This is a genomic window from Xanthobacter sp. NM-59 (assembly GCF_021401125.1).
In the GTDB taxonomy this organism is placed as follows: Bacteria; Pseudomonadota; Alphaproteobacteria; order Rhizobiales; family Xanthobacteraceae; genus Xanthobacter.
This window is the reverse complement of record NZ_JACBFQ010000006.1, coordinates 206429-233428: the sequence shown is the minus strand read 5'-3', so window position 1 is coordinate 233428 and position 27000 is coordinate 206429. Positions and strand designations below refer to the sequence as shown.

The 27000-nt window shown below is 66.7% G+C and carries 21 protein-coding genes; 2 read left to right on the top strand and 19 right to left on the bottom strand.

What is annotated here, in order from left to right; all coding sequences use genetic code 11:
• Positions 1-205: 205 nt before the first annotated feature.
• The 5 genes from L0966_RS13185 to L0966_RS13165 all read right to left on the bottom strand — a co-directional run bounded on the left by L0966_RS13185 (position 206) and on the right by L0966_RS13165 (position 5442).
• On the bottom strand, positions 206-3100 hold the full coding sequence (locus L0966_RS13185) for an autotransporter domain-containing protein (RefSeq protein ID WP_234052402.1): 2895 nt from the start codon (positions 3098-3100) through the stop codon (positions 206-208).
• Between the two features lie 404 nt (positions 3101-3504).
• The gene (locus L0966_RS13180; RefSeq protein WP_234052401.1) at positions 3505-3714 is read right to left on the bottom strand and encodes a cold-shock protein; all 210 of its coding nucleotides are present in this window, start codon (positions 3712-3714) and stop codon (positions 3505-3507) included.
• Between the two features lie 175 nt (positions 3715-3889).
• On the bottom strand, positions 3890-4204 hold the full coding sequence (locus L0966_RS13175) for a hypothetical protein (protein ID WP_234052400.1): 315 nt from the start codon (positions 4202-4204) through the stop codon (positions 3890-3892).
• Positions 4205-4242: 38 nt separating this feature from the next.
• A complete protein-coding gene (gene rpsU, locus L0966_RS13170) occupies positions 4243-4497 on the bottom strand; it encodes a 30S ribosomal protein S21 (protein WP_234052399.1) in 255 nt (84 codons plus the stop codon).
• A gap of 138 nt (positions 4498-4635) precedes the next feature.
• On the bottom strand, positions 4636-5442 hold the full coding sequence (locus tag L0966_RS13165; RefSeq protein ID WP_234052398.1) for a transglutaminase family protein: 807 nt from the start codon (positions 5440-5442) through the stop codon (positions 4636-4638).
• Positions 5443-5543: 101 nt separating this feature from the next.
• On the opposite strand from L0966_RS13165, the gene L0966_RS13160 reads away from it, so the two are divergent.
• A complete protein-coding gene (locus tag L0966_RS13160) occupies positions 5544-6326 on the top strand; it encodes an N-formylglutamate amidohydrolase (protein ID WP_370640936.1) in 783 nt (260 codons plus the stop codon).
• A 28-nt stretch (positions 6327-6354) separates the two neighbouring features.
• Here L0966_RS13160 and L0966_RS13155 read toward each other — a convergent pair whose 3' ends face one another.
• From L0966_RS13155 to L0966_RS13120, 8 genes are all read right to left on the bottom strand, one after another.
• Entirely contained in the window at positions 6355-7446 is a 1092-nt protein-coding gene (locus L0966_RS13155; RefSeq protein ID WP_234052397.1) for a helix-turn-helix transcriptional regulator, read from the bottom strand.
• Positions 7447-7804: 358 nt separating this feature from the next.
• Positions 7805-8944, bottom strand: coding sequence for an aminomethyltransferase family protein (locus L0966_RS13150; RefSeq protein ID WP_234052396.1), 1140 nt, complete (start codon positions 8942-8944; stop codon positions 7805-7807).
• 66 nt (positions 8945-9010) lie between these two features.
• A complete protein-coding gene (locus tag L0966_RS13145; RefSeq protein WP_370640735.1) occupies positions 9011-10729 on the bottom strand; it encodes an APC family permease in 1719 nt (572 codons plus the stop codon).
• A 135-nt stretch (positions 10730-10864) separates the two neighbouring features.
• Entirely contained in the window at positions 10865-11833 is a 969-nt protein-coding gene (locus tag L0966_RS13140; protein WP_234052394.1) for an electron transfer flavoprotein subunit alpha/FixB family protein, read from the bottom strand.
• Positions 11833-12627 carry an electron transfer flavoprotein subunit beta/FixA family protein gene (locus L0966_RS13135; RefSeq protein WP_234052393.1) on the bottom strand — a complete coding sequence of 265 codons (795 nt, stop codon included), beginning with the start codon at positions 12625-12627 and terminating at the stop codon, positions 11833-11835. Before L0966_RS13135 ends, L0966_RS13140 begins: the two co-directional genes overlap by 1 nt.
• A gap of 8 nt (positions 12628-12635) precedes the next feature.
• On the bottom strand, positions 12636-14078 hold the full coding sequence (locus L0966_RS13130; protein ID WP_234052392.1) for a hypothetical protein: 1443 nt from the start codon (positions 14076-14078) through the stop codon (positions 12636-12638).
• Positions 14075-16243: a (Fe-S)-binding protein gene (locus tag L0966_RS13125; RefSeq protein WP_234052391.1), complete on the bottom strand. Its 2169-nt coding sequence runs from the start codon at positions 16241-16243 to the stop codon at positions 14075-14077. Before L0966_RS13125 ends, L0966_RS13130 begins: the two co-directional genes overlap by 4 nt.
• Positions 16244-16400: 157 nt before the next feature.
• Entirely contained in the window at positions 16401-18608 is a 2208-nt protein-coding gene (locus L0966_RS13120) for an FAD-dependent oxidoreductase (protein WP_234052390.1), read from the bottom strand.
• Positions 18609-19225: 617 nt separating this feature from the next.
• Here L0966_RS13120 and L0966_RS13115 point away from each other — a divergent pair.
• Positions 19226-20104, top strand: coding sequence for a LysR family transcriptional regulator (locus tag L0966_RS13115; RefSeq protein WP_234052389.1), 879 nt, complete (start codon positions 19226-19228; stop codon positions 20102-20104).
• 15 nt (positions 20105-20119) lie between these two features.
• On the opposite strand, the gene L0966_RS13110 is transcribed toward L0966_RS13115, so the two are convergent.
• From L0966_RS13110 to L0966_RS13085, 6 genes are all read right to left on the bottom strand, one after another.
• Positions 20120-20983, bottom strand: a complete 864-nt coding sequence (locus L0966_RS13110) for an MBL fold metallo-hydrolase (RefSeq protein WP_234052388.1) — start codon at positions 20981-20983, stop codon at positions 20120-20122.
• 54 nt (positions 20984-21037) lie between these two features.
• Entirely contained in the window at positions 21038-21421 is a 384-nt protein-coding gene (locus L0966_RS13105) for a RidA family protein (protein ID WP_234052387.1), read from the bottom strand.
• Positions 21418-22833 carry an MFS transporter gene (locus L0966_RS13100; RefSeq protein WP_234052386.1) on the bottom strand — a complete coding sequence of 472 codons (1416 nt, stop codon included), beginning with the start codon at positions 22831-22833 and terminating at the stop codon, positions 21418-21420. The genes L0966_RS13105 and L0966_RS13100 overlap by 4 nt, the downstream gene beginning before the upstream one ends.
• Positions 22834-22837: 4 nt before the next feature.
• Positions 22838-23848, bottom strand: coding sequence for a succinylglutamate desuccinylase/aspartoacylase family protein (locus tag L0966_RS13095; RefSeq protein ID WP_234052385.1), 1011 nt, complete (start codon positions 23846-23848; stop codon positions 22838-22840).
• A 531-nt stretch (positions 23849-24379) separates the two neighbouring features.
• A complete protein-coding gene (locus L0966_RS13090; RefSeq protein WP_234052441.1) occupies positions 24380-26242 on the bottom strand; it encodes a DEAD/DEAH box helicase in 1863 nt (620 codons plus the stop codon).
• A gap of 253 nt (positions 26243-26495) precedes the next feature.
• Positions 26496-26927, bottom strand: a complete 432-nt coding sequence (locus tag L0966_RS13085; protein WP_234052440.1) for a MarR family transcriptional regulator — start codon at positions 26925-26927, stop codon at positions 26496-26498.
• Between the last annotated feature and the right edge of the window lie 73 nt (positions 26928-27000).

Genomic DNA, 27000 nt, shown 5'->3' with positions numbered 1-27000 from the left:
AAGCTCCCAGCTTGGTGGCTTGAATCACGACCAAACTAGGCCCGCAAATTTATGGGGCCACTGCCTAGGCGCGGCCCCACTGGCCCCGCAGGCTTTCGGCGCCATTTGGGCAGCGCCTTTGGGCTTTAAGGAAACGGGCAGCTCCTCCGGCCTCCGGAGTTGACGCGGTTTTCGCTGGAGCTGCCCCGCTTTGCCGGATGGGCCCTCAGAAACTCCAGATGAAGGCGCCCTGAACGGCGTTGACGGTCACGCTGTCCGCGAATTGGCCCATATAAGAGACGCCGATCCGTGCCTGGGCGTTGAATTTGAGGTCAAGCCCCACCTCCAGCAATGCTGTGTTCTGGGCCAGCGGCACGCCACCCACGGAGAAGTTGGACCCGGGCAGGCTGGTGAAGGCGAGATTGGCGCTGGGCGTGAGATCACCGAACGCATATTGCCAGGCTGCCGACGCGTGGGGCATGAGGGCGAGCTCACCGGAGAGGGGCAGCAGCGTTGCCGCCCGCACGCCAAGGGAGCCGTAGCCGATGTCTGCCGCGGCATTCGAGCCGGTCAGGCCGGCGGTGGCGAAGGTGCCGGCACCGGTTTCCGTGAAGCCATTGGTGTCGAGATGCACCCAGGCCAGGCCCGCGAACGGTTCAAGGGCCAGCGCCTGGAGCGCAAGGCCTTTGTAGCCCACCTCGCCGAATACCTGCGCCGTGCCACCGTCATATTGCGCGCCGGTCTGCTGCGCGAAGCCGGGGAACAGGATGGTGCGGCTGGTGTCGATCTGGCTGAATGCGTAGCTGGCACCAAGCCGCACGCTCCACGGCCCGGCATTGGTGCCGGCATAGAGTGCGGCGAGCACACTATCGGCCCCGGCCGAGCTGGCGACGGCCGACATGGTGGCGTTGGAGTGGGTGTAGCCCAGCGCCGCGCCCACGCGCCAGCTGCCCACCGCGACGTCGCCGCCCGCCATGATGCCACCGAAGGTTTCGTCAACGCTGCTGGCATTGCCGTTGCCATCGAGCGTGGTGGAAACGCCGAAGCCCTGCATCCAGACCGCGAGGCCGGGGGCAGAAGCAGCCGGCCGGGCCGCAGGCGCCTGCGCGGCGGTGGCGAGCGCGGCGGAGGCCGTGCCCGGCTGGGGCGCGGTAGCGCCCATATAGGCCAAAGCCGGGCCACCATAGCCGAGGGCCGCCGCGGGCCCGCCCTCGCCCGCATAGGCATCCTGCCGCAGCCGGCTCAGCATCGCCTGGCGGACATAGAGGCCGTCGCCCACCAGAATCGACTGCTCGCTTGCATAGGCTTCGCCTGAAAGGGCGCTCAGCGCCTGGGGCAGCTGGGCCGCCGTCAGGCTGTAGAGCGGGCCGAGCGCGGCCGTTGCCAAGCTGCCGGCATTTGTCACCGCCGCTGCGTTGAAGGCGCGGTCGACCACCGCGCCTACCGCCGACTGGTTGGCCGAGAGGCCGGCCTGAAGGGCCATTCGCGAGGTCAGGTTCAGCGCCACGTCGGTGCTGGAATAGTCCAGCGACGCGCCCACATAACTGGGCAGGCCGGGTGTGGTCAGGGTGGTGAAGGCGCCCGTCATGCCATCTGTGACATGAAGCAGGTCATAGGTATTGCGAAGGCTGGAGGTGAGGAACGGAACCTGGAGCGTGCCAGAGAGCCGGGCCACGCCGGTGATTTCGAATGTGTCGTTCCCGGTGATGCCCATGACCCGCAGCGACAAGGTGCCCGCCTCGGTCTGCACGAACGTGCCGCTGAGGAGATGGGTGATGGAGGTGTCTATGCCGGTGACGCCGATCCAGCCGCTATTCTCGAACCGCTTATCGGCCCCGGCCGTCGCGGCGATGCGTCCATCTATGACGCCGGTGTTCACGATCTCGGTGCCGTAGCTGTCGGCCCCCGTGCGCAGGGCGTCCGCTTCTATGCCCGCCTGCAGCACGCCGGAATTCAGCAGGGTGCCGTAGACGCCGTGCAGGTCCACCGCCGCGCCGCCGGCGCCCGTGGCGAGCACCACGCCGGCATTGTTCAGCACACCATAGGTTTCGCCCCGCATGCCGATGCCGCCCCGGCCGCTCATCTGAACGGTGCCGCTATTGACGATGTCATCGCCCTTGCGGCCCGAAAGCGCGACGTCATCGGCCACGCTGGAGGTCAGGGTGCCGGTGTTGCGGATGGGGTTGTAGATGCCGGGAATGGTGGCGATGTAGGCGTAGATCGTGCCATCCTGCGTATAGATGCCAACCACCTGATCGCCATAGGCGGAGTTCGAGGAAACCGTGCCGCCGGGGATGTTGATCTCATACCAGGTGACGGTCCCGTCCGCCGCCACATGCATCACGGCCGGATGCACCGCGCCATCCGCCGAGAACCAGTTGGTGACGAGGTTATACTCATCGGACCGGCCGGCGCCGACGATGCCCTCAAAATGGGTGCCGATGGAGTCGGGGTGATCATATGTTTTGAAGAGGCCGGTGGTCTGATCGTAAATGTAGCCGTGCTCGGGCCCCAGGCCGCCGCCGGGCAGAGCTTCAAAATAGCCACCCGAGATCTTGTCACCCCAAATACCGTAGGCCGTGGTGCTCACGGCGCCGGGTTTGTTGTTGGTGGTGTAGGTGCCGGTCTTGATGTCGTAGATGAAGGCATTTCCCGTGGCGAGCCGAGTGTCGTAATTGCCGACGACCTGGTTGCCGAAGGTGGAATGGGCGATGGTGAACAGCGTTTCCGCGGCGCCCGTGCCTGGATATTGCAGGGTGGTTAGTGTCTGTCCGGGCGCGGCCGCGGCATCGTAGAGATAGCCGAGGTCGTAAGGCGCGGAAGCTGTGGTCTGATAGCTGCCGACAACGCGCAGAATGCCGCCCTGTGAGCCGAAGCCCGGTCCATAGGGGGATGAGACGTCGGCACCGGGATAATTCGAACCGTTAGACGTGGCGGTCGGGAAGGCCGACCAGCTCTGTGTCTTGGTGTCGTAAAGCAGGCCACCCGTGAAAGTGGTGCCCGCGATCACGTAGTTGGCGGTGATGATGTTGTCGTGAATACCGGTGAAGAACGTGTCCGACCCTTCAAACTGAAGGAGCTCGTAGGTGAAGCCGATCTCCGCGTCGGCTGCCTGCGCCATGGACGCACCGATCCCAACGCCGAATCCCACGGCTAGGAAAGCCCGCAACATCATGATTCTCGCCCCTTGGCATGATCGAAAACGATCAGGCCCCCTGCGCAAATCATAGCGGGGTTCCACCAAAACGAAACGGCTGCGGGAATGAAGTCAAAAACTTACAGGCGATGGCCGCCGCATGCGCGCAGGGCGCCTCCGGGCCCGCATTGCAGGGGGAGGAGGGCAATAGTGAGGGCGCGCCAGGCGCCGCACAGGGGCGGTCATTATCCTGGACGGGACTGCGCCGCCGGTCCCCTTCGTCGCCGCCTGTGAGCCGCTCCGGTAAACCCGGAGCGGCTCAGCGGCATGATTTTCACATGGAATGCACAATCATTGCCAGTACATCCGTGGTCAATGATTGGGATGCATCACGCAGCCTGCAGATTGCCCGCAGAGCTCTTGCCGGACTTCTTGTCCTGGACGAGCTCGAACTGGATCTTCTGCCCCTCGGCCAGGGACGCCATTCCAGCGCGCTCGACGGCGGAGATGTGCACGAACACATCCGGTCCACCATTGTCAGGCTGAATGAAGCCGAAGCCCTTGGTGGCATTGAACCACTTTACCGTACCGATGTTCACGATGATTTCCTTTCAATCGTGCATGGAGCGTCCGCCTGACAAGACAGGTGGAACAAAAGTTCGAAATTGAAGGAAGTCATCAGCAGACGCTGAGGTCGCGTCGAAAACCGGCCGTCAAATTCAAGTCGGCTGAAGATAGGCGGCGATTGTGTTGATAGCAAGGCTCGATGCAATTTTAATTTGAAATGTCGCCCTTGTTGGCGACGCCACGCAATTGGGATTCTCGCGCCACGCGTTCGAATGTCTCGCCTTCGCCCTTGACCCGGTAGGTCGGTTCTCCCTGGTCCACCGGTAGCGGACGCACAATGCGGAAACGCCCTCGCGGTGACTGAAAACCAGTAACGAATTCCACCCAGCCACCGCTCTCAAATTTCGCATCCATGCATTTTATTAACACATTTTCTTGCTGATGCGGATTCAATTTCGGCGGCAGCCTGGTTTTTTCCTCCAGGTCAAGTCCGTAGGTGGCAACGAGCTGGTGAGTGTCCACCGGGACGGGGCCTCGCAAGCCCCGTCCCGGCCGCATCCTCAACGGCTGGCCGCTGCTGCGGGCTTCTTTGCGCGGCGCTTGGGGCCTGCAATCAAGCCATCATATTGGGCCTTCTTGCGCGCCGCCTTGCGATGGCGGCGGACCGCTTCTGCGTGTTCGCGCACCCGCCGCTCGGAGGGCTTCTCAAAGGCACGTCGCTGCTTCATTTCACGGAAGACACCCTCGCGCTGCATGCGCTTCTTGAGCACTTTGAGGGCCTGCTCGATATTGTTGTCTCTGACGAGAACCTGCAAAAGATATCCAATCCGATCGTGGCTCCGAATCCCCGGCCACCTGATGACCGTTCGCTCGAATGCCCGGCCGAAGCCGGTCGCGCAGGTATAGAGCGGATGCGCCTCCAAGGCGACAGTGGAGACGATCCGTGGACCTGCTCAGGCTGCTTCTGCGGTCACGACCCTGAAGCCGGTGAGGGTCGAAGGCCCGAATGTCGTGACCATGGCCACGTCGGTGGCGTCGCGCCCGCGCGCCATCAGGATGCGGCCGATGCGCGGAGTGTTGTGCCGTGCGTCGAATGTGTACCACCGCCCGCCGAGATACACCTCGAACCACGCGCTGAAGTCCATGGGTGCGGGATCGGGCGGCACGCCGATATCGCCGAGATAGCCGGTGCAGTAGCGTGCGGGGATGTTCATGCAGCGGCAAAAGGTAATGGCGAGATGGGCAAAATCGCGGCAGACGCCCTGCCTCTGGGTGTAGACGTCGAAGGCGGATTTCAGCGGGCTCGCATGGGCATAATCGAAGGCCACATGCGAATGGACGAAATCACAGATGGCCTGGACGAGGGGCCAGCCCTTGGGCAAATGACCGAACAGCGACCACGCGGTCGCCGACAGCCGGTCCGTCTCGCAATAGCGGCTGCCCAGAAGGAACATGAGCACGTCCACCGGCAGCGCGCTAAGCGGGTGCTGCGGGGCGTCCGGCGCCACCTCGTCCGGTCGGCCGCCATCGCGGATAACGAAGTCGGTGTGCATGGTCAGCTGGCCCGCCGGGGCTTCGATGACGTGGCAGAAATTGCCGAAGCTGTCATGATAGGTGTTGGCCGTGAGCGGTGGATCGAACAGCACGCGGTCGAGGCTCTCCAGATCGTAGATTCGCGAGGGGTGCACGCTCAATGTGAGGATCATGGGCGTGGGCTGCGGACAGGTGTAGGAAATCTCATAGCCGGCGTGAATGAGCATCTGAACCTCTGTCGTGGGCGGCCCGAGGGGATCGGGTGTATCGGTGCGGCGCTAAAGCGTCGGGACTCGGGTGCGGCGTGGTGCCGAAAGGGGCGCGGGACGTGAGCGTAAATCTGTCTGTGCTGGCGGCGGGCGATATGTCGCCGGTTTCGGTGTTCAATGCCAATGGCCGATCCGAGTTCGTCATTGTTTCGGATCATGCGGGTAACGGCCTTCCAGGGTCGCTCGGCACGCTTGGCCTTTCCGAGGGGGACCGTGAACGCCACATCGCGTGGGATCTCGGCATAGCCGGGGTCTGCCGGTTGTTGTCAGACCTGCTTGATGCGCCGCTCATACAACAGAACTATTCCCGCCTCGTCATTGATTGCAACCGCCCGCCCGGCAGCGGGCAGTCAATTCCGGAGATCAGCGACGGGACCCCGGTTCCGGGCAACCGCTCGCTGGACATAGCGGCCCGGCGCGCGCGCGAAGAGGAGATTTTCGCGCCCTATCACGGCCGCATCTCAGCCGAGCTCGATCGCCGGCGGGCCCAGCGGGTGCCGGCGGTCCTCATCGCCATGCACAGTTTCACCCCGGTTTTTGGAGGTGTCGCGCGCCCCTGGCATGTGGGCCTGCTCCACAATCGCGACAGCAGGCTGGCCCATGCGATGCTGGCGCACCTGCGCGGCGAGGCCGATTTCCCGGTGGGCGACAACGAGCCCTATGATGTGGGAGACGACACGGACTGGACGATCCCCGTGCACGGCGAGCAGCGCGGGGCGCTGCACGTGGGCATCGAGATTCGGCAGGATCTCATCGCCCGCGCGGAAGAGCAGAGAGCATGGGCGGAGCGCCTCGCCGTCGTGCTTCCGCGTGCTCTCGCCAGCTGTGCCGGAGAGCGCTGAGCGTCGCCGGTTGCGACTTGCTCGGGACCTATCCGGCCTCGTGGCGCGGGTCGAGGTGCTGCATCACGTGCTTCACCAGCGCGCGTTCTGAGCCCACCCCGGTCTTGCGATACATGCGCAGGCGGCAGTTCTTGATGGTGCCCTTGCTGAGGTTGAGCTTCTGCGCGATGCCGCCGGTGGTTTCACCGTTCATGAGCAGCAGCAGAATTTCCCTCTCACGCGGGGTGAAGATCTTAAGCGCTTCTTCCAGCAGGCGGTCGGGGTCCTCCACGGGCCGGGCCGCGGTGGTGTCCAGCACGTACATGCGCCCGCCGGGGGCCAGGGGAAAGTCGCGGTCGAACGCTTCCACCTTCACGGTGAATTGCGGCAACGCCCGTGGCGCGGTGGCGCCGGCGGCGTGCAGTTCCTCGGTCACGAGAGTCAATGCGGGCTCGCTCGCGGCGGCCTTTTGCCATGCCTCGTTGGAGAAGACATCCACTCCGAAGCGGTCCTTGATGAGGGTCGGGCGGGTGATGAAGCCTTCGACCTGCGGCCCGCGCAGATTGCGCAGATTGTTGAACAGCGAGCCGAGGTGCGAGCGGTGGAAACCCTCCAGCATGGGAAAAATCAGCCGCGCCCGCTCGATGTCCCCGGGCGAGAAGCGGCCGGTCTCCCGTTCCAGGAACAGGCCGAAGCAGCAGTGGCCAACGGTCGAGAAAAAGATGCCCAGTTCGTCCGAGATGTTGGCCACGGTCTGGAAAACCTTGTGGTACATGTCCCACGCGCGACCGGGGGAGCGCACGTCGTTGAGCTGCAGCACGCCAGGGTTGCCATTATTTCGCCAATACTCGGAAAACGGGTCGACCGAGGCGTAGATGTTGGTATAATAAGCGACGATATCGCTCGCCACGTTCTTGGTGAAAAGCACGTCAGGCGGTGCGACGCGGGAATAGCGGATGATCCAGCACGCATCGTGATCGATGGCCGCTCCGAACAGCTCGACCAGCTCGCGATGGAAGCGGTCGCTGCCAATCACACGGGCAACCTGCCCCACGTGCGCGAACCACTCCGGACTGTTCAGCGGCACGGCGCTGTATCGCCCAAGTGCGGAAGGCGGCCGAAGGGGAAGCGGTTCTGCCATGCCCTACGCTCCAGCCGGCATGTGAATACATTTGAATTCTTCCGACTGGAGTAAAGCGGAGAGGCAGCCCCGTGGCAATGCGGACCTTGCGTCATCATGCTCCGTACATCTGATTGATATTGCGGTGCAATCTGGTTGTTTTCCAGTTGCATGCATTGATTTCATTGCGCGCGTCGGCGACACATCTCGCGCGCGCGAAGCGATTGTATTTCTCCGCGGCGGAATTTGTTGCGCCACGGTACGGCTTGGGGCGGGAAAAGGCCGGAGACGAGGGGCGCGAGGCCCGCTCGTTCTCCGGCAGTTGCCCAGGAGGAAGCCCCCAGGTTACGGCTCGGCCTGTCGCGGCAGCTGCGGGAGGTCAGGCCGTCCGTTCAGCGAGCGGGTGGGTGCGCAGGCGCAGTGGGTCATAGAACGGCGTCTTCACCACCCGCGCGGGGAAGCGGCCCTCGGCGCCACGCACTTCCAGCTCCGTGCCGAAGGCGGAAAGCTCGGGCGCCACATGCACCAGCGCCAGGGAGCGCATGAGATAGCGGCTGTAGGTGGTGGAATTCACGATGCCCACCTCCTTGCCATCGCGGAACAGCTTGGCGCCGGGCTCGATGGCTGCGTGATGGTCGATCTCGATGCCCGCTTGCGCCACCCGCTCCTGTCCACGCCGGCGCAGCACGGCTTCGCGGCCGCGGAAGGCGGGCTTGTCCGGATTGACGGTCCAGCCGAGCCCGGCCTCCCAGGGCGTGGTGTCGCCCTCCGGCATATCATAGGGGTAGAACAGCAGCGCGCCTTCCACCCGAACGATGTCGAGGCAGGACCAGGAAACCGCCATAGCCCCGTGCGGGCGCCCCGCTTCCAGTATGGAATCCCACATGAAGACGGCATCGGTTGAAGCGCAGGAGACCTCGTAGCCGCGCTCGCCCGAATAGCCGCCCCGCGCGATGGAAACCGGGCGGCCGAACAGGGTGGTTCGCCGGTGCCCGAAATAGGGCAGGGTTTTCAGGTCGAATCCGGTGTGCGGGGCCAGGATGTCGAGCGCCTTCGGGCCCTGGAAGGACAGCATATGCACGTCATCGTCCTTGCGGAAGGTGACGTCGCGCCCCGCCGCCGCGGCTGGCAGCAGGTCTTCCAGGCAGCCGCTGCCGTGGGACACGCGATAGGCGTTCGGCCCGTCGCAATAGACGAGCACGTCGTCGATGAGGCTGCCGTTTTCGTCCAGCAGCCCGGTGAGGGAGGCGGCCCCGGGCGCGATGCTGGCGATATCGGAGGTGAACAGCTCCTCCAGCACGGCCAGTGCGTCGCTGCCCGAGACATCGATGATGCGCAGGGCGGAGACGTCGAACAGGCCGGCGGCGGTACGCACGGCGATCACCTCGTCATCGGGGTCGGTCGCGTAGTTCTGCGGCACGGGCATGTCGTTCCATGCCGCCTCGAAGGTGGTGCCGAGGGCGCGATGGCGGTCGGAGAGGGCGGACAGGCGAGAATAGGCAGGGGTGCCGGCGGTCATGCGGGGCATCCTTCTTGAGGAATGAGGGGAGGTCTCGCGGCCCGGCGGGCACCGGGCCGCGCGGCGTCAGAGCTGGAACAGCCAGTTGGAGGCGAGCACCACCACAAGTCCGGCGACGAGTGCGAGGTAGGGCAGCATGCCGGCACGCTTCTGCGTGTGCTTGCCGTCGCCGATGGTCAGATCCTCGAAGGTCTCATGCGGGAACTTGCCGCCGTCCTGGATGTAATGCCGGTAGATGAAGACCGGGATGATGAGGGCGGCGGTGATGAGCCCGGCCCAAAGGGCCACCGGGTTCCACACCTTGGCACCGGCGCCCATGAACACCGCATTCACAAAGGCGAACAGGGTGCCGAGGGCGAGGATGAAGGTGGGCGCCTTGTAGGGCCGGTCCACATGGGCGCTGTCGATGCGGTGGATCCAGCCGGAGTTCAGGTTCAGGAAGTTGAAGATGATGTAGCCCACATTCGCCACCGCCAGCACGAAGAAGAAGCTGGTGCTGTCGGCGCAGGCGATGGCCAGGAGCACGATGTTGAACCACAGGTCGGTCCACATGGCGCGGGTGGGCGCGCCGTGCTCGTTCACATGGTCGAGGTAGCGGGGCAGCCAGCCGTCCACCGCGCCCTGGTAGAGGGTGCGCGAGGAGCCGGCCATGGCGGTCATGATGGAGAGCATCAGCGCCAGGATCATCAGCATGACGAGCACGCTCTCGACGATCTTGCCGCCGCCCACCATGTGGGCCATGGCCTGGGCGACGCCGGAGCCGTCGACGATGGCCGGATCGAGCATGCCGCCGAGGCCCAGAACACCCTGGAAGGTGAACGGCACCAGGATGAACAAAGCGAGGCACAGAAGGCCCGAATAGAAGATGGCCTTGAAGGTGTCGCGCTCGGGATTGCGGAATTCGCCCGTGTAGCACACGGCGGTTTCGAAGCCGTAGGTGGACCAGGCGGCGATGAACAGGCCGCCGAGCACCAGCGTCCAGCCGGGAATATTCCAGCTGCCCGCGTCCGGCGCCCCGGCGGCGGCCAGCGGCACCAGCGGCGAAAAGTTGCTCCAGTTCACCTGTCCCGTCAGCAGGGGCACGATGCCCACCACCAGCATGGGCACGATCACCGACAGGCCGATCCACTTCTGCACATTGGCTGTGCCCAGGATGCCGCGATGCTGGATGGCGAACACCAGCAGCATGAGCGCCGCACCCACGAAGAAGGCGGCATTGAGGGAGAACGACACCGGGCCGATGGCATGGGTCATCAGCGTCCAGTCACGGATGTGGGGCGTCAGCGCGGCAACAGCGGCGGCGGCCTTCTCGGCCTCGGTGCCGGCGAGGCTGGCGCCATGCACGGTGAGCCACTGGGCCACCTCCGGGCTGTTCAGCGCCGGAACCGGGGCGAGGGCGTTGAGGATGTAGGCCGCGGCGATGGAGCAGCCCAGCGAGAGCACCGGGCTCCAGGCGAACCAGTTGCACCACACCGAGAGCGGCGCCACCAGCTTCACATAGCGCACCCAGGCCGCCGCGCCATAGATGGAGGCGCCGCCGGACTTGTTGGGAAACAGGCCGGCGATCTCGGCATAGATGAAGGACTGGATGAAGCCCATGCCGATGGAGATGCCCCAGATCAGGAACGAGAGCGTCCCCGTCATGCCGGCGATGCCGCCGATGGAGAACAGCACGAGGGCGGGAACGCCGCTCGCGACCCAGAAGGCGCCGGTCCAGCTGATGGAGCGATGCAGTCGCCCCTCAGTCCCGGCACCGTCTTGGACATTGGTGATGATGGTCACGATTTCCTCCCTCGCCCGTGTGCTCGGCGTCAGGTCAGGCAGGCGTGCCGGCCCGGGCGTTTTTGTGGACTTGCTCGGAACTTGGCGTGCGCACCGCCCGGCTTGTGATGCCGGGCGGCTTCGTGTCCGGGCGGGGGCTTACAGGCCCTTTTGTTTCCGTACTTCCTCGGCGATCTCCAGCATGTCGCCGACGATGCCGTAGCGGGCGATGGAGAAGATGGAGGCCTCGGGGTCCTTGTTGACCGCGATGATGTTCTCCACGTGCTTCATGCCCCACTGGTGCTGCACCGAGCCGGAAATGCCCATGGCGACATAGAGGTTGCACTTTGCCGCCAGCTGGCCCGACTGGCCCACCTGGCGCGCCTTGGGCAGCCAGCCGTTGTCGGCGATCGGACGCGAGCATCCCAGCGTCGCGCCCAGGCCCTCCGCCAGTTCCAGGAACTGGGACACGTTCGCCTCGTCGCCGACACCGCGGCCGATGGAGAGGATGAAGGGCGAGCCGGGAATGTCGATGCCACCGGTGGCCGGCGGATCGCGCCATTCCAGGTGCCGGCTGCGCCGCTGGGCGTCGCCGGCCTCGAACGGCGTGACGCGGGGCTGGGCCGGGCCACTGGCAGGCTCGAACGCCCCGCCGCGCAGGGTGACGAGCACCCCCTCGCGGCCGGGGAAGTCGATCTCCACGAACACCTTTTCCTGGTAGCCGGCGCGCGTGGCGACGATGGCGCCATCCTCCACCTGGAGGCCGAACACGTCGGTGGCGAAGCCGAGGCCGTTGGCGATGGCCACCGCGGGGGCCAGCGCCCAGCTGTCCACGCTGTGGGGCAGCAGCACCAGGGCCGGCTTGCGCGCGGCGATCAGGCCGTTGAGGGCCTGCTCGTACAGGTGCGGCTCGAAGGTCGCGGCCTCCGGGGCGGTGATGGTGACCACCTCGTCCACCGCGCCGACGCTGACCGCGGGCACGAAGGCGGACGGATCGGCCGCGATGACCGCCACGCTCACCTCGCCGCCCACCGCAGCCTTCAACTGGCCGGCGGCGCCGATGGCCTCCAGCGTGGCGGCGCGCAGCTCGCCGCGCCGGTGTTCTGCCAGAACGAGAATTCCAGACATCAGCCTTGCACCTCCTCGATGATTTCCAAGAGACGGGCGGCCTGCTGGGCGGGCGTGCCCTCGATCATTTCACTCTTGCCGCGCTCGGGCACGTAGACGCGCCGCACCCGGCTCAGCGCGCCGGCGCCGCCGGTTTCTCCGGCACTCAGCCCGAGATCGGCGGGCGCAAGGCTCTCGATGGCCTTGGCGTTGGCCTGCTTGATGGCGCGCAGGGAGGCGTAGCGCGGCGTGTTGATGCCGAGCTGGATGGTCAGCACCGCCGGCGTTTCCACCTCGAGACGCTCCACCAGCCCGCCTTCCAGCTCGCGCTCGACGGTCGCGGTGGCGGTGCCGGGCGCATAGTCGAGGCGGGAGACCACGGCCACCCGCGGCCAGCCGAGGAGGGCCGCCACGGACATGCCGGTCTGCGCGTGGCCGAAGTCCGAGGACTGGGCGCCGCACAGCACGAGGCCGGGCTCTTCGCGCTCCGCCACCTTGGCGATGGCGCGTGCAATGGCGACGCGGTCCGCGTCGCCCAGGTCCGCGTCGTCCACCCGGATGGCCCGGTCGGCGCCCTTGGCGAGGGCCTTGCGCAAGGTATCGTCGGCATCGTCAGGGCCGATGGTGAGGACCACCACCTCCACCGCTCCCTCGGGCGCGCTTTCCTTGATGAGCACGGCGGTTTCGAGGGCGTATTCGTCGAACTCGTTGAGGTCGAACTCGCAGAAGTCCGGATCCACATCACGGCCGTCGTCGCGAAGCTCGAATTCGTCGTCTAGGGAGGCGACGCGTTTCACCGGCACGAGTATCTTCATGGGCATCCTCACAGGGCTGGAGAAAGTTCGGGCGCGCGGGCGCACAACGGAATGGCACGCGATGGCACGGCGCGTGGGGCCATGCGCGACACCAGGCGCGCGCCGACCGCGAACCGCACCTGCGGTTCCGGATCCTCTGCGAGCGGCCAGGCCTCGGCGTCCGGCAAGTTGGGGTGGCGCACGGTGATGGCGCGGTTCAGCGGATAGGGGTCGGCGAGAACCGGGCGCAGCGCCGCGGCGGGCGCGCGCGGGTTCAAGGCCACCGCCCGGCGCACATCCACATCGGGATGGCTGGCGCGCGCCAGCAGCGCTTCCATCCGGGCATTGGGGTTGCGGCCGACGGCGGAGCACACGTCGATATCGGTGTCGGCCTCCAGCGCGCGCAGGGCCGCCGGTGGCAGGTCCGGCCTTGGGGCGACGCCGGCACGCACCCAGGCGTCCGTGTCCGTCGCAAGGCCGACGAGCGCGTCGGGAGGGCAATGGGGGTGGCGCCCGGCCGCATGCCGGACGCGCGCTTCGCCGTCACCGCACAGGCCGCGCAGGATGGTTTCCGGCAGGTGGGGATTGCGGGCGAGCCAGGTGCGCACCCACACATCCGGATCACGCCCCAGCGCTGCGGCAAGGGCGGGCGGCAGGCGCAGGTGGCGCGCCTGGGCGCGGCGCACGCGGGCCGCTTCGTCCTCGGTGGAAAGGGCTTCCGCCCCGGCTGCCGCGCGCACGGCCTCGGCACGCACCCCGGCATCGGGATCCGCCAACAGGGACCCCAGCGCTTCGCGTGGCAATGCGGGATTGCCCGCGCAGCGACGGCGGATGGCAGGGTCGCTGTCGCGCCACGCGCGTTCCAGATGCTCCGGCGGACAGGCCGGGTGGGTGAGCATCTCCGCGTCCGCCGCCGGCTCTTCGCGCCGGGCCAGCGCGCGCAGCAACGCGGCATCCGCCTGCGGATGGCGGGCCAGCAAGGCGGCCTCCTGAGGGCTCGCGCGGTCCAGCAGGCGGTGCAGAACCAGCGTGGTGGTGGCCGGATTGCGCAGCAGGGCGACGCGCACCGCGCCATCCGGCTCGCCCGCAAGCCCGGCAAGCAGCACTGCGGGCGCGTTGCGGTGGCCGGCGATGGCGATGCGCGTTTCCTGCTCCGGCGCACGCTGGGCCAGGGTCAGAAGCGTCGTCGCGCTGCTCGCGGAGTTGCGGGCGAGGCGGCGCAGCACGGCGGGTCGTCCGTCCCGCGCCAGCCGCTCCAGGAAGCGGACCGGCGTGAAGGGCAGAGCGGCAAAGGCGAGCTTCAGCCGTTCCCGCGACAGCAGGATGCGTTCGAGCATCGCTTCCGCCCCCTCGGCGCCGGCCGCGCCATAAGCCGGCAGGCAGAGGTAGGGGTCGGCCCGCCGCTCCAGGGCGCACAGCAGGGCGTCCATGTCTGCTGGAGGGGGCGGCGGGGGAGCCATCGACGCGGTCATGGTTCGTGGGCCTCGGCGGGCACGGGTGCGGGGGCGGCCTCGTCGGCCTCCAGCGCCTCGGCCAGCAGCTCGGTGAGCTCCATCACCCGGAAGTTGCGCTCATTGCCGGTGGTCTTCACCGCATCTTCGAGCATCGTCATGCACTTGGGGCAGTTGACCACCAGCACGTCGAGCCCTTCGATCTCGGCCGCCTCGCGGGCGCGGATCTCGCTGACCTTGGAGGTGCCGGGCGGGTCCGGCACCCACACGCGCCCACCGCCGGCGCCGCAGCAGAAGGAATTGTCGCGGCTGCGCGGCAGCTCCACCAGCTTGGCGCCGGTGGCGGCCACCACTTCGCGCGGGGCGTCGTAACCCTTGTTCAGCCGGCCGAGATGGCAGGGGTCGTGATAGGTGACGGTGAAGTCGAGCTGCCGCGCCGGCGCGATGCGGCCGGCGTCCAGCAGCTCCTTCAGATAGGCGCTGGCATGGCTGACCTGATAGCTGCCGCCGAGGTCCGGATACTCGTTCTTCAGGGTGTTGAAGGAGTGCGGATCGGTGGTGACGATGCGCGAGAAGGTGCAGCCGGAAAGGGTCTCGACATTGCCTTCCGCCAGCTGCTGGAACAGCCCTTCCTCGCCCACCCGGCGCACGTCGTTGCCGGCGGTGGTCTCCCCCTCATAGAGGATGCCGAAATCGATGCCGGCGGCGTGCAGGATGCGGGCGAAGGCGCGGCTGACCTTCTGGCTGCGCGGATCGAAGCTCGCATAATCGCCCACGAACCACAGCACCTCCACCGGCTCCTTGCGGGCGTCCTTGATCTTGAACGGCAGGTCGCGGGTCCATTGCGGCCGCTTGCGGCGGCTTTCGTTGAAGCAGTTGCCGGTCTTGCCGATGGCGCCCAGGGTGCGCTGCAGGGCGCTGTCCATCTCGCCCTGGTCCACCATGTCGCGGCGCAGCAGGTTGATGAGCGGCAGATGCTCCACCCCCACCGGGCAGATTTCGGTGCAGGCGCCGCACTGGCGGCACGACCACAGCGTGTCGGGCCTGTATTCGCCGGTGGCCAGGCCGATGAGCGGCGTGGCGCAGGCCGCCGCGCGTGGCTTGGGCAGCACTTCGCCCAGCAGCGCGTTGGCCTGTTCGCGCAGCGTCAGGATGACATCGCGCGGGGAGAGCGGGTAGCCGGCGGCACGGGCCGGGCAGGCCTCGTGACAGCGGCCGCACTTGGTGCAGGCATCGGCCTGGACGAGATAGCGGCTGGAGACGTCGCCGAGGGTGCGATAGCCGATATGGTCGGCATCGAGATCGCCCAGCGGCAGGTGGTTGAGCGCATTGGGGTCCTTCAGCAGCCACGAGGTGGCGGCGGTGACGATGTGCTTAGCCTTGGTGTAGGGGATGAGCGCGACGAAGGTGAGCGCCAGCACGCCGTGGAACCACCACAGGCCCATGCGCAGCGCCCCCGCGCCTTCGCTGGTGAAGCCGACGCCCTTCAACCCCGCCGCGACCAGCGCGCCGATGGGCGCCCACCAGCGGGTTTCCCACACCGCCGGCTCTGACTGCAGCCACACCATGCGCGCGCCGGAGAGCAGAAAGCCGGTGACGCCGATGAGAAGGAGGGTCCACAGGAAGGCCCAATCCTCGATGCGGTAGCGCTCGCGGCTGAAGTCCGCATCCTCGGGCGTGCGATCGGGGCGGGTGTAGTCGAGCTTGGGCGGGCGCAGCCAGCCGCGCCGGTACATCATGTACGTGAGCCCGGCGATGAAACCCGCGCCCGCGAAATTCAGCACCAGCTTGAAGATAAGGTAGAACTGTCCGTGCCAGAAGTTCACGCCGAGCAGCGGGCCCAGAATGTCTTCCTGCAGGGTGATGGTGGCGGTGCCAATAAACAGCAGGGTAAAGCCATAGAAAATAAAGGCGTGGAGGCGGCCGGTGCGGGCATCGCGCCGGCGCAGGGCGCGGTGGCTGGCGATGACTTTCGCGGTGTCGGCAAGGCGCGTGGCAAGCTGGCGCCAGGAAAAGGCCGCGCCGGGACGTCCGCTGCGATACTTGCGGACCTGCACATAGACGCCGAAGCCGAACACGGCGATGGCGGTGATGGCATAGGCATAGAACAGCAACAGCATCCACAGGGAGAAGTCCTGGAACAGGATGCGCGTGACCTCAGTGGGGGCGATGCCGCTCGGAATCATGTCTTGCTCGTCCTCGGAGCTTCAGGCGCAGGGTGTCCCGCCGGGCCACCGCCTGTGTCTCGAACAGTGAGGAAGGGGCGCCGCCCGGCTGAGCGGGCGGCGCCTGCGGGGCGCGGATGGAACGCGCCCCGCTCCGCCACGACCAGGGAGAGGGGAACTAGCCCTGGTAGCGGATCTCGTAGGAGCCGCCCGGCTGATAGGGCGAGCCGTAGACGGCCGCCTCGCGCCGATAAGGCTTGGGCTCCTGCGGGTTGGCTTCCTCGATCTCGCGGGCGAGCCGCTGACCGTCGAAGGTGGCGTCGGCGATGAGCTTGGGCGCCCAGGCATCGCCGATGACGTAGACACCCTTGATGCCGCGGGCGTCCCATTCACTGGCGCGCGCCTTCAGCCCCCGGAACAGGGTGTCGTCCGAGCGGCGGGCGGTGACGAGCACCAGCGTGTCGAACTCATGCCAGGCATGGGTGGTGTTGGCCGAGCGGGGCATCTTGCCGGGGCCGGTATAGGTGCGCTTATGGCCATCGCCCCAGATGTTGTAGAGCTCGATGCGCCCATCCTCGACCCGGCTCGCCCAGGTGTTGCCCAGCACGTTGATGTGCAGCTCGTGCAGCATCCGGTGCATGTTGGGCGCTTCCAGGGTGAAGTGCATGTAGCGGCCGAGCTCGACGCCGGTGGCCACCGTCACCTGGTGTCCCGCCTCCGCCAGCTTCTGCGCCAGGCTGGGGGCCATGTAATAGGGGTCGGCATTGAGGATGACGACCCGCTTGCCGATGGGCTTGGTGCCGCGGATAACGTCCTCCGGCGTCAGCACATTGTCGCGGCGCGCGCCGTCGAGGCCCGGAATGGGCGCGTGGGTCAGACAGTTGGTGCCGTCCGCCACCCAATGGGCGCCAGTGGCCACCACCACCTTGTCGGCGCCGTAGTTCAGCACGTCATCCACCGACAGGCGCTTGCCGCCCAGGGCGATCTGGTTGTCGCGGTTGCGCTTCAGCAGCTTGGTGAGCTGAACCTCGCGATAGTCGCGGTGGTAGCTCCACTCGCCCAGCCCGGGCAGGCTGGCGACATCGTTCACATAGCCGCCGACCTTCTCGGCGCTGTCCACCAGATGCACCACATAGCCGCGCTCCATGAGCACGCGGGCGCACTCCGAGCCGGCCGGGCCGGCGCCCACCACCAGGATGGAATCGTCCGAGCCCTTCTTGGGGAAGCGCTCCGGATGCCAGCCACGGCGGAATTCCTCGCCGGCGGTGGCGTTCTGGGTGCAGATCATGGGCGGGCCGCCGATCTCCCACCGGGAGATGCACACGTTGCAGCCGATGCAGGTGCGGATGTCGTCCAGCCGCCCGTCGCGGATCTTCTGCGGCAGGAAGGGGTCGGCGATGGAGGGGCGCGCCGCGCCGATGACGTCCAGCTCGCCATTGCGGATGACTTCCACCATCTTCTCAGGATCAGTAAAGCGACCGACACCGAGCACACACTTCTTCGAGGCCTGCTTCACGAACTTCTGCCAGGAGAGCTGATGGCCCTGGCGGTAGAAGCGCGAGGGGCCGGCATCCTCGCCCCATTCGGCGATATCGCCCACGTTCACGTCCCACAGGTCCACCACGTCGTCGGCCAGTTCCACGAACTTCAGTCCGTCGCGCTCCACCTCGATGCCTTCCTCGCCGATCAGCGTGTCGACGGCGAAGCGGGTGGCGATGGCGCATTCCGAGCCCACCGCGGCTTTCATCTGCTCCAACGTCTCGATCCAGAAGCGGGCGCGGTTTTCAAAGCTTCCACCGTATTTGTCGGTGCGCTTGTTGTAGTATTTGGAGAGGAACTGCAGCGGCAGATAGGAATGCGCGCCATAGCAATAGATGATGTCGAAGCCGGCATCGCGGGCGCGCCGCGCCGCTTCCACATAAAAGCCCTGAACGCGACGGATGTCGTCGTAATCCATCTCATGGCAATAGGTGAGGGATTCGAACTCGGAGGCATACTGGCTGGGGCCCCGGGCGGTCTGGCGGGTCTCCATGCAGGGGGCGTGCGCTCCGCCGTACCAAAGCTCGACGCCTGCCAAGGCGCCGTATTTGTGGATCTCCGACGTCATCGCCGAGAGATTCCGCACGTCGCCTTCGTCCCAGATGCGCGCTGAGACGCGGTGGGTGTCATCCGCTTCCGGATGGATGGAGCAATATTCGGTATTGATGGCGCCCCAGCCGCCTTCGGCCTTGATGGAGCGGTGGGCGGCCTGGAAGCCGGGTTTGTCGGACCCTGCGCCGATGCAGTGCGGAACCTGATAGAAACGGTTCTTCAGCACCTTCGGGCCGATCTTGATGGGCTCGAACAGGAGATCGTATTTGCTGATGGTCAGATCGTCGTGGGTCATCTCACTCCCCGTGCACATTCGGCCTGCCTGAACGGAGCAGCCGAATATTTGTTTCCGAAAACGCGCAAGGAGAGACGCGGCGCGAAAATATTCGCGCCCGAAAACGTCGTGTTTTCGATGTAGTCGTCCCGGCTCGTTTCGGTTCGTTCTTTATTGTTGGAATTCTAACTGCGGGGGGCATGGGTGCGGCAATGGTGCCAAATGGCACTATGTCGCAGATCTAGCCATGGCATTGGTGCGCGGCAGGCACGGTGCAACGCAATATTTCCGGATATTGCGACTGCGTTGTTCTCATGTAGGCCGCACGGAGTCTTGCTCGAACCCGAGTGGTTTACCGGTATGGCGCCGTGGCGAGACTGGCCCGGAATGGCGTGTGCTTCCTGGGCGTTGGCCGCCATCGCGTCGCTATGGTTCCCGCGGGAAGGGCCGAAGAAAGGGCTCCGATGCGCTGCAGCAGCATGCTTCGGTGGTGACGATGACGAGCAGCCGCTGCCCGGCTCGCATTTTGGATAACATGGGCTATGAACCAACGCTGATTCCGGCCCATATGGCGTCGGCACGGCATCATGCCGGCTTTGGCTTAGACGTTGGGCTCCTTCTTCCGCCGAGGCGTTCCCATGGAGCTCCGCCATCTGCGCTACTTCATCGCCGTCGCCGAGCACGAAAGCATTCGTCTCGCGGCGCAGCGGATCCATGTGACCCAGCCGGCGATTTCCAGGCAGATTCAAGATCTTGAAACCGAGCTTGGCTTTCTGCTGTTCGAGCGGCAGCGCAATCGCCTTGTTCTCACGCCCGCCGGGCGCAGCTACCTCGATGAGGCGCGGCTCGCGCTCGCACGGCTGGAGGCAGCCGCCAAATCGGGCCGTCGCCTCGCCAAGGGGCTGAGCGGCCAGTTGCGGATCGGCTTCGTGGAGAATGCCGGTTGGGATGGGCTGGTGCCTGACGCGTTTGCGCGCTTCCAGGAGACGGTGCCCGACGTTGATCTTGAGCTTCGCCCGCAGAACAGCCCCCACCAGATCGAGGATATTCTCTCTGGCGCGCTCGACGGCGGTTTCATTTACCACATCGGTGCCTTGCCAGCGGAGCTGGTGGCGGTTCCGCTGATCGAGCAGGGTGTGGTGCTCGCCGCGCCGCGCTCCTGGGGCATCGAGAGTGGAAGCGCGGTGGCGCTGCGGGTGCTTGCGGAGCGCCCCTTCATTCTGTTTCCGCGCGCCATGTATCCGGCGTATCACGATCTCATGATCGAGGCCTGCCGGCGCATCGACGTGACCCTGAACGTGGTGCAGGAGGAGAATACGGAAACGGCGATCCTGGCGTTGGTCTGTTCCGGGGTTGGCGGGGCGATCGTCAACGCGGCGAATTTGAGCCGCCCGGTGGCACGCGCCAGCTTCTCACCGCTGCTGGATCTGTCGATCCGCCTGCCGCTGGTCTTTGTCCACCGGGCGGGAAACGACGACCCGATCCTGGCGCGTTTCCTCGCCGCGCTCCACTGTTAAGGGCGCAAGAGGTCCTCAGGCATAGGCCCAGGCAAACGCGCCGGCATCGTCCGCGATCCGCCCGGCTCCGGTCTCGGGAAAATGGGCGGTGAGCAGCAGCGTGCCGTGGCGCGCCGCGTGATCGAGCAGCCACAAGCGGGAGGCGCGCGCGCTTTCGGCCTGCGCGCAGAAAATGGAGTTTAGCTGCGGACGTGGCACCTGAAGCGGCGCGTGCAGAACGTCGCCCGTGAAGATCGCCTCCTGGCCCGCGGATCTCAGGCGGATCGACATATGGCCCGGGCTGTGTCCGGGTGTCGGCAGGAAGGTGATGTCCTCGCGCCAGTCGCCGCCCGCCGGTCCGATCAGCTCCACCGGCGCATGGGCCAGGATCGGAGCGATGGAATCGTCGAAAACCATGCGCCGGCCGGCCGCGGCTGGCGTCTCAAGGAAAGCGCGCTCCACCTGCGGCATGACATAGGTCGCCGAGCGGAAGGTGGGAGCCCACGCCCCGTCCTCAAGCCGGGTATTCCAGCCCACATGGTCGGTGTGCAGATGGGTGTGGAGCACATGGCTCACATCCTCCGGGCGCACGCCGAGCGCGGCCAGCTGCTGGAGGAAGGGCGTATCAAGGTGGTGGAAGGCGGGGTTGAAGGGCCGATCCTTGTGATTGCCGACGCCCGTATCCACCAGCATGACGCGCCCCGCGAGGCGCACCACCCAGATGTTCACATTGAGGGTGACGGGTGGGGCGGACAAGGCTGGCGCACTTTGGCGGGCAGCGGCGTTTCCGAGCGCCGGCTCCCCCCATCCTGGGAACAGGCTGGGGGGCGGGAAGTCCCCCAGCACTGTCTCCACGATGCGCGTGATCTCGGCGTCTCCGACCCGGTATGTCGTCGTCATCTGCGACATCGCCATCTGTTCCCCCTCAATGCCGCGCAGCCATGGACCATCCTCCTAGAGGGCGGCGATTGCCTGGATTTCGATCCGATAGGCGGGATCGGCAAGCGGCGCTTGCGCGCAGGCGCGGGCGGGGGGCGGAGCGCCCTCCAGCCACCTTTCCCAGATCGCGTTCATCGTCGCAAAATCGCGGATGTCGGCAAGCCAGATCTGGACGTAGATGAGGCGCGCCCGTTCCGTTCCCGCCTGGGCGAGCAATTGGTCGATGGTGGCCAGAACGTCCCGGGTTTGCGCTTCGATGCCCTCCAGCGCGCGGTCCGGTACCTGGCCCGAGAGATAAACGGTGGTGCCGTGGACGACGGCCCGGCTGAGCCGTGGCCCGCTGCCGATCCGACGCAGGTCCCTCTCGGTCATTGGGGCGGGTGAGATGCCGATGGTCATGGTTGCGTCTCGCTGCAAAGGGGGGAGGGGGCGGCAGCCTTGCCGGCGGTACCGGTGCGCCGTGCCGCGATGAAGTAGAGTGCTGCGCTCGCCGCAGCGCCGATGGTTCCCACCGCGGCGAGGCCCAGCCCCAGGCCATGGAGGGAGCGGGCGCTCCGCGCTGTCCAGTCCGCAGCGGCGCCCACCGCGAGGGGGCCGAGGCTGCCGGCGATGGCATTGGTGAGGAAGACCAGGAGCGCGATGGCGCGGCCGCGCATGCGGTTGGGGATCGCGACCTGGATCGGCACCGGCGCCAGGGCCTGCACGATGCTCATGGCGAAGGCGCAGAGCCCGAACAGGCCCAGTGAAAGGCCGAAGTGGCCTACCAGCGGCGCCGCCAGCGCCAGCGGCACGAGGATCGTTGCCGCGCATCCGGCAATGAGCAGCACCCGCCGCAGGGTTTGCGCATCATCCCCCCGGCTGGCGAGGAAGCCGGCGACGAGCACACCGCAGGTGCCGCCGATCATGAAGGTCGGCCCCGCGAATTGGCCCACCGTGCTCGCCGGAACCCCGAACGCGCGGATGAGCAGCGTCGGGAACCACGCCGTGTGGGCATAAAACACGACGATCAGAAAGATATAGGCGGCGAAGAAGGGGAGGCCGAAGCGGTTCTGGCGGAATAGCGCATGCAGCAGATCCCGCAGGTTGGGCACGGTGTCGTCCGCTGCAGCGTTCATCGTCGCCGGGCGTGGGGCGAAGCGGTGGCGGGCAGGTTCGGCGACGGTGAAGTAGAGCAGGCCGGCCAGCAGCAGTCCGGGCAGGCCCAGAACGAAGAAGCACACCTGCCAGGGTGCCAGCCCATGGGAGGCGAGCGCGGCCAGTGGCTCTGGCTGGTTCAGCCAGCCCAGCAGCGTGCCGCCGCCGAGCAGCGCCAGCCCGCCGCCGAAATACGGGCCAAGCATGAAGATGCTCGTGGCCCGCGCCACCTTGCGCGGGGGATAGAGATCGCTGAAGACCGATGACGCCGCGGGGCTGAGGCCCGCTTCCGCGATGGCGGTGCCCGCCCGCCAGAAGACCAGGGTCGCGATGCCGGTCGCGGTTCCGCACATCATGGTCGCCAGGGACCAGATGAGGATGCACACCGCGCTGACGGCGACCCGGTTCGACACATCCACGAGGCGGGCGACGAACAGGCCAGCCGTGGCATAGCAGATGGTGAAGGCGAAGCCCTGCACCAGCCCAATCTGGGTGTCGCTCAGCGACAGCGCTTCCTTCAGCGGCTGCACCAGGATGCTGATGATCTGCCGATCCGCGTAGGAGCAGGCGAAGGCGAGGAAGAACAGGGCGACGATATAGGCGCGGTTGCCCTCGGCTGCCGGGTCCCGGCCCGGTGTGGCGATTGCGGCGGGGGGAGAGGAGGCGATGTTGGGCATCGGTTCAGCTCCACTTGTGGTCCGCAGCGCAAAGCGCGATGCAGTCGCCGGGCTCCACCGTCGCGAAGGTTCGGGCGCACACCACCTTGCCCGAGGCCGCGAAGATGAGCTCGACGGGGCGGGCGGCGGGCGCGTGGGGGTCGAAAAGGCGCGCGGCCAGCTGGCCGGCTTCAACCTCGTCGCCCAGGTGGAAGCATGGCTCGATGATGCCCGAGCGCGGCGCGTAGAGATAATGCTCCGCGCCCTCCACCTTCATGAAACGGGTGGGGCCGGGCGGTGGCAATGGCGGGTCTCGGACGATGCCCAGGGCCGCGAGGACCCGCTGGAGGCCGGCTTCCACCAGGGCCAGATTGTCCGGATTGCAGGAGGCGCCGCCGCCGAACTCACCGCACAGGAACGGAATGCCGAGCCGGTCCGCCGCCGCCGCAAAGGTGCGGTCCTCGCCCAGCAGGTCCATCACCATGGTTACGGGCGCGCCCACGGCTTCCACCAGCTTCAGATAGTCCGCCCGCCGGGCCGGATCCCGGGGCGGAGAGGCCAACATGGTGGGCAGGTGGTTGAACGAAGCCCCGCCGGCATGGAAATCGAAGGCCACATCGGCGCGCGGCAGCAGTTCGGCTTCGACGAAATGGGCGATCATCTCGGTGATGCCGCCGTGGCGCTTGCCGGGGAAAAGGCGGTTCAGGTTGCCGGAATCGATGGGCGAGTTCCGCGCGCCGGCCAGGAAGGCGGGTAGATTGAGTGCGGGAACGACGATGATGCGGCCATTGATCTCCAGCTCCGGCAGGCGGCCAAGCAGCTTCATAAGGGCGACGGGCCCTTCATATTCATCGCCATGGACGCCCCCGGTGAGGAGCAGGGTGGGGCCTTTGCCCCGTGCGAGAGTGGCGATCGGAACCGGGATGTGTCCGTACGCGGAGCGGTTGTGTGAATGGGGGATCTTCAAGGTCCCGATCTGATAGCCGGGCGCATCAAGATCTATTGTCGGTGTGATCAGCGATTTGTTGCTCGACATCATTCCCTCTGGCGCATTGGCGCGCGTGTTGCGCGCTCCCGGCGGAAGCGTTGTTGCGAGCGACAGCTTCAGAAATCGGAACGATGCCAGCAAATGCCGTTTTGTGCGGCTAATGATGCCTAAAAGGCATCATGTGTGCCGCCATGCCCCGTATGCTGCGCAAGGCATGTCGCACGAGCCCGATGCCTCCGGACGGCGAGGGGGTCTCTCAAGGCTGGTGGGGCAGGACGGTTTCGCGGGGCGATGCCCGCATGCGATGCGCGGCCCCGCCTGTCGTGGCGCGCGTCTCAGCGATCAGACGGCCCCGTGAACGGAGCGGCGGACGTCCCGCAGCATCGGGCGATCATGGCGACCACTCTCACGACGGCAGGTCTGAGAGCGCTCCGCGGTTCTGTTCCCGCCACGGCCATGGTCGGCGCACGCCAGCGCGTGGCGCCGCCATCTTGCGCTAGCAGTGATCTTGAAATCCGCGACTGTGCGTATCCGGGGGGCACGCGGCGCGCGCCCGCCCTGCTTCCGGGAGATCGGCGGTCAGCTTTGGCGCGTGCGCTTACCCTTCGGCTTGCCCTCGAAGCCCCCCGGGCGCCGGCTCTTTGGCTGACGCTCAGTTTTGCCGGCACCTGCCGCCTTGGCGTCGCCCGCCTTGCCCTCAGTCGACCGCACCTGGGACGGCGCGGCGCGGAACTTCTTGGGCCGGAAGGGCTTTTCGGCGGATGGCTCGTCGCCATGATGTCGGCTCTGGGCGGGCCGGCCGCGCATTGGCTTCCCGCGCGCGGGCCGCTCCGAATAGCCAGCCGCCGGGCCGCCGGGCAGGGGCTCGATGATCACGTCGTCGCCATCGGCCTTGCGAGCGGCCTTGCCGAAGCGGTCGGCGGCGGCGAGGCCCACTTCAAAGGCCGTCTCCTCATCGAAGATCCGGATGACGCCGATATCCTTTTTCGTCACGTTCCCACGGCGGCAGATGAGGGGCAGCAGCCATTTGGGATCCGCATTGTTGCGGCGCCCGACATTGAGCCGGAACCAGACGCTGCCGGCGCCCGAGGCCCCGGCGAAATCCCGGTCCGCCGCACGATCGCGGGCGGCACGGCCCACGCCGGGGTCGGTGACCTCCTCCGGGGCCGGCAGGCCGCTGCGATAAAGGCGCACCAGCGCGGCGGCCAGATGCTCGGGCGAGTGGGCGGCGAGCAGCGCAAGGCCGGCCGCGGCATCCTCCTCGTTCGGCTCATCGGTGATCAGGGCGTCGCCCAGCATGCGCTCGTGGTCGAGCTTGCGGATGTCCTCGGGGGTGGGCGGACCCGACCAGACCGGCTTGATGCCCAGCGCCCGCACCAGGTCCTCGGTCCGGCGACGGCGGAAGGGCGGCACCAGCATCACGCTCACGCCCTTGCGGCCCGCGCGGCCGGTGCGGCCGCTGCGGTGCTGAAGGCTTTCGGCGTCGTTCGGCAGTTCCGCGTGGATGACGAGGCCCAGGTTCGGCAGGTCGATGCCGCGCGCCGCGACGTCGGTGGCCACGCACACCCGCGCCCGGCCATCGCGCAGCGCCTGCAAGGCGTGGTTGCGCTCGTTCTGGCTCAGCTCGCCGGAAAGGGCGACCGCGGAAAATTGCCGCTCCTGAAGCATGGCGTGCAGGCGCCGCACTGCCTCGCGCGTGTTGCAGAAGACGATGGCGGTGGGCGTATCATAGTAGCGCAGAACGTTTACGACCGCGTGCTCCACCTCGGTGGGCGCAACGCGCATGGCGCGGTACTCGATGTCGGCATGCCCGCCTTCCGCGCTCGCCACCTCGATGCGCAGCGCGTCGCGCTGATAGCGCTTGGCCAGGGTGACGATGCCGCGCGGCATGGTGGCGGAAAACAGCAGGCTGCGCCGCTCCGGCGGGGTGGCCAGGAGAATGAACTCAAGATCCTCGCGGAAGCCGAGATCCAGCATCTCGTCGGCCTCGTCGAGCACGGCAACGCGCAGCTCGGAAATGTCGAGGCGGCCACGCTCCAGATGGTCGCGCAGGCGGCCGGGCGTGCCGACGACGATATGAGCGCCCTGGTTCAGCTGGCGCTGTTCCTGTCGCGGATCCATGCCGCCAACGCAGGAGACGATCCTCGCGCCGGTGCCGGCATAAAGCCAGGTGAATTCGCGCTGCACCTGCAGCGCCAGCTCGCGCGTGGGGGCCACCACCAGGGCCTGCGGCACGCTTGCGGGTGCAAATCGCTCCGCCGTTCCCAGCAGCGTTTCGGCCATGGCGAGGCCATAGGCGACGGTCTTGCCGGAACCGGTCTGCGCGGACACCAAAAGGTCCCGCTCCGCGGCCTCGGGCGCCAGCACGGCACTCTGCACCGGCGTCGGTTCGTTATAGTCCCGTTCGGCCAGGGAACGGGCAAGCGCCGGATTGGTGGTCATGAAGGGCACGGCTGGTTCCGCCTATCTCGCATTATCGTCAGGCGTCGAAGGGGAGCCATCGGAAGGTGTCTGGAATGCCTTCCTAATAGGATGGAAGCCAAAGTGCCACCGCCGGCGAGCCGCGTTTGAAGCATTCCCGGTGTGCCGAAGGCTGTGGGCTCAGGCTGTGGCCGGCGGGCTCCTGCTCATGGCGTCGGCTTTGATCGGGGCACCTCACTCTGCGGCCGTCCTGAAGCGCGGCGGGAGAGGGCGTTCACTGTGCGGAGGGGTCGAGCGCCTGGCGCAGGAGCTGGATCTGCTCATTGAGATGGTCCAGTTGATCCAGCGTCATGCCGGAACGCTCGATCAGGCTCTCTCCCAGGCAGCTGCATCGCGACAGGGTGGCGCGGCCCTGGTCGGTCAGGGTCGTATGCACTTGCCGCTCGTCCGACTGACCACGGTGGCGGCTGACCAGCCCCGCGACTTCCAGCCGTTTGACCAGAGGCGTTATCGTGCTCGGTTCCAGCCCCAGGCGGCGGGCGATCGCGCCAATGGTCATATCGCCTCCTTCCCCAAGGGTGCACAAAACAAGGTATTGGGGATAGGTGACGCCCAGCTCGTCCAGCATGGGCTTGTAGGTCCGCCCCACCGCCATGCTCGTCGCATAGAGCGTGAAACAGATTTGTCTTTGGAGGGGGAGGGGCACGGTCTCGCGGGGGCTCATTGTTCAGCGTTGCGCGAGAGTTTAGCACGAAAAAATTGTGAGTATTGAAAAATTC

What these genes read in the sequence shown, in the direction of transcription:
- L0966_RS13150 (WP_234052396.1), bottom strand. Translation starts at nt 8,944, where the DNA reads ATGACCGCCGGCACCCCTGCCTATTCTCGCCTGTCCGCCCTCTCCGAC.
- L0966_RS13100 (WP_234052386.1), bottom strand. Translation starts at nt 22,833, where the DNA reads ATGCCCAACATCGCCTCCTCTCCCCCCGCCGCAATCGCCACACCGGGC.
- L0966_RS13140 (WP_234052394.1), bottom strand. Translation starts at nt 11,833, where the DNA reads ATGTCTGGAATTCTCGTTCTGGCAGAACACCGGCGCGGCGAGCTGCGC.
- L0966_RS13090 (WP_234052441.1), bottom strand. Translation starts at nt 26,242, where the DNA reads ATGACCACCAATCCGGCGCTTGCCCGTTCCCTGGCCGAACGGGACTAT.
- L0966_RS13110 (WP_234052388.1), bottom strand. Translation starts at nt 20,983, where the DNA reads ATGACGACGACATACCGGGTCGGAGACGCCGAGATCACGCGCATCGTG.
- L0966_RS13125 (WP_234052391.1), bottom strand. Translation starts at nt 16,243, where the DNA reads ATGATTCCGAGCGGCATCGCCCCCACTGAGGTCACGCGCATCCTGTTC.
- L0966_RS13185 (WP_234052402.1), bottom strand. Translation starts at nt 3,100, where the DNA reads ATGGCGCAGGCAGCCGACGCGGAGATCGGCTTCACCTACGAGCTCCTT.
- L0966_RS13105 (WP_234052387.1), bottom strand. Translation starts at nt 21,421, where the DNA reads ATGACCATCGGCATCTCACCCGCCCCAATGACCGAGAGGGACCTGCGT.
- L0966_RS13165 (WP_234052398.1), bottom strand. Translation starts at nt 5,442, where the DNA reads ATGCTCATTCACGCCGGCTATGAGATTTCCTACACCTGTCCGCAGCCC.
- L0966_RS13130 (WP_234052392.1), bottom strand. Translation starts at nt 14,078, where the DNA reads ATGACCGCGTCGATGGCTCCCCCGCCGCCCCCTCCAGCAGACATGGAC.
- L0966_RS13115 (WP_234052389.1), top strand. Translation starts at nt 19,226, where the DNA reads ATGGAGCTCCGCCATCTGCGCTACTTCATCGCCGTCGCCGAGCACGAA.
- L0966_RS13095 (WP_234052385.1), bottom strand. Translation starts at nt 23,848, where the DNA reads ATGTCGAGCAACAAATCGCTGATCACACCGACAATAGATCTTGATGCG.
- L0966_RS13155 (WP_234052397.1), bottom strand. Translation starts at nt 7,446, where the DNA reads ATGGCAGAACCGCTTCCCCTTCGGCCGCCTTCCGCACTTGGGCGATAC.
- L0966_RS13135 (WP_234052393.1), bottom strand. Translation starts at nt 12,627, where the DNA reads ATGAAGATACTCGTGCCGGTGAAACGCGTCGCCTCCCTAGACGACGAA.
- L0966_RS13120 (WP_234052390.1), bottom strand. Translation starts at nt 18,608, where the DNA reads ATGACCCACGACGATCTGACCATCAGCAAATACGATCTCCTGTTCGAG.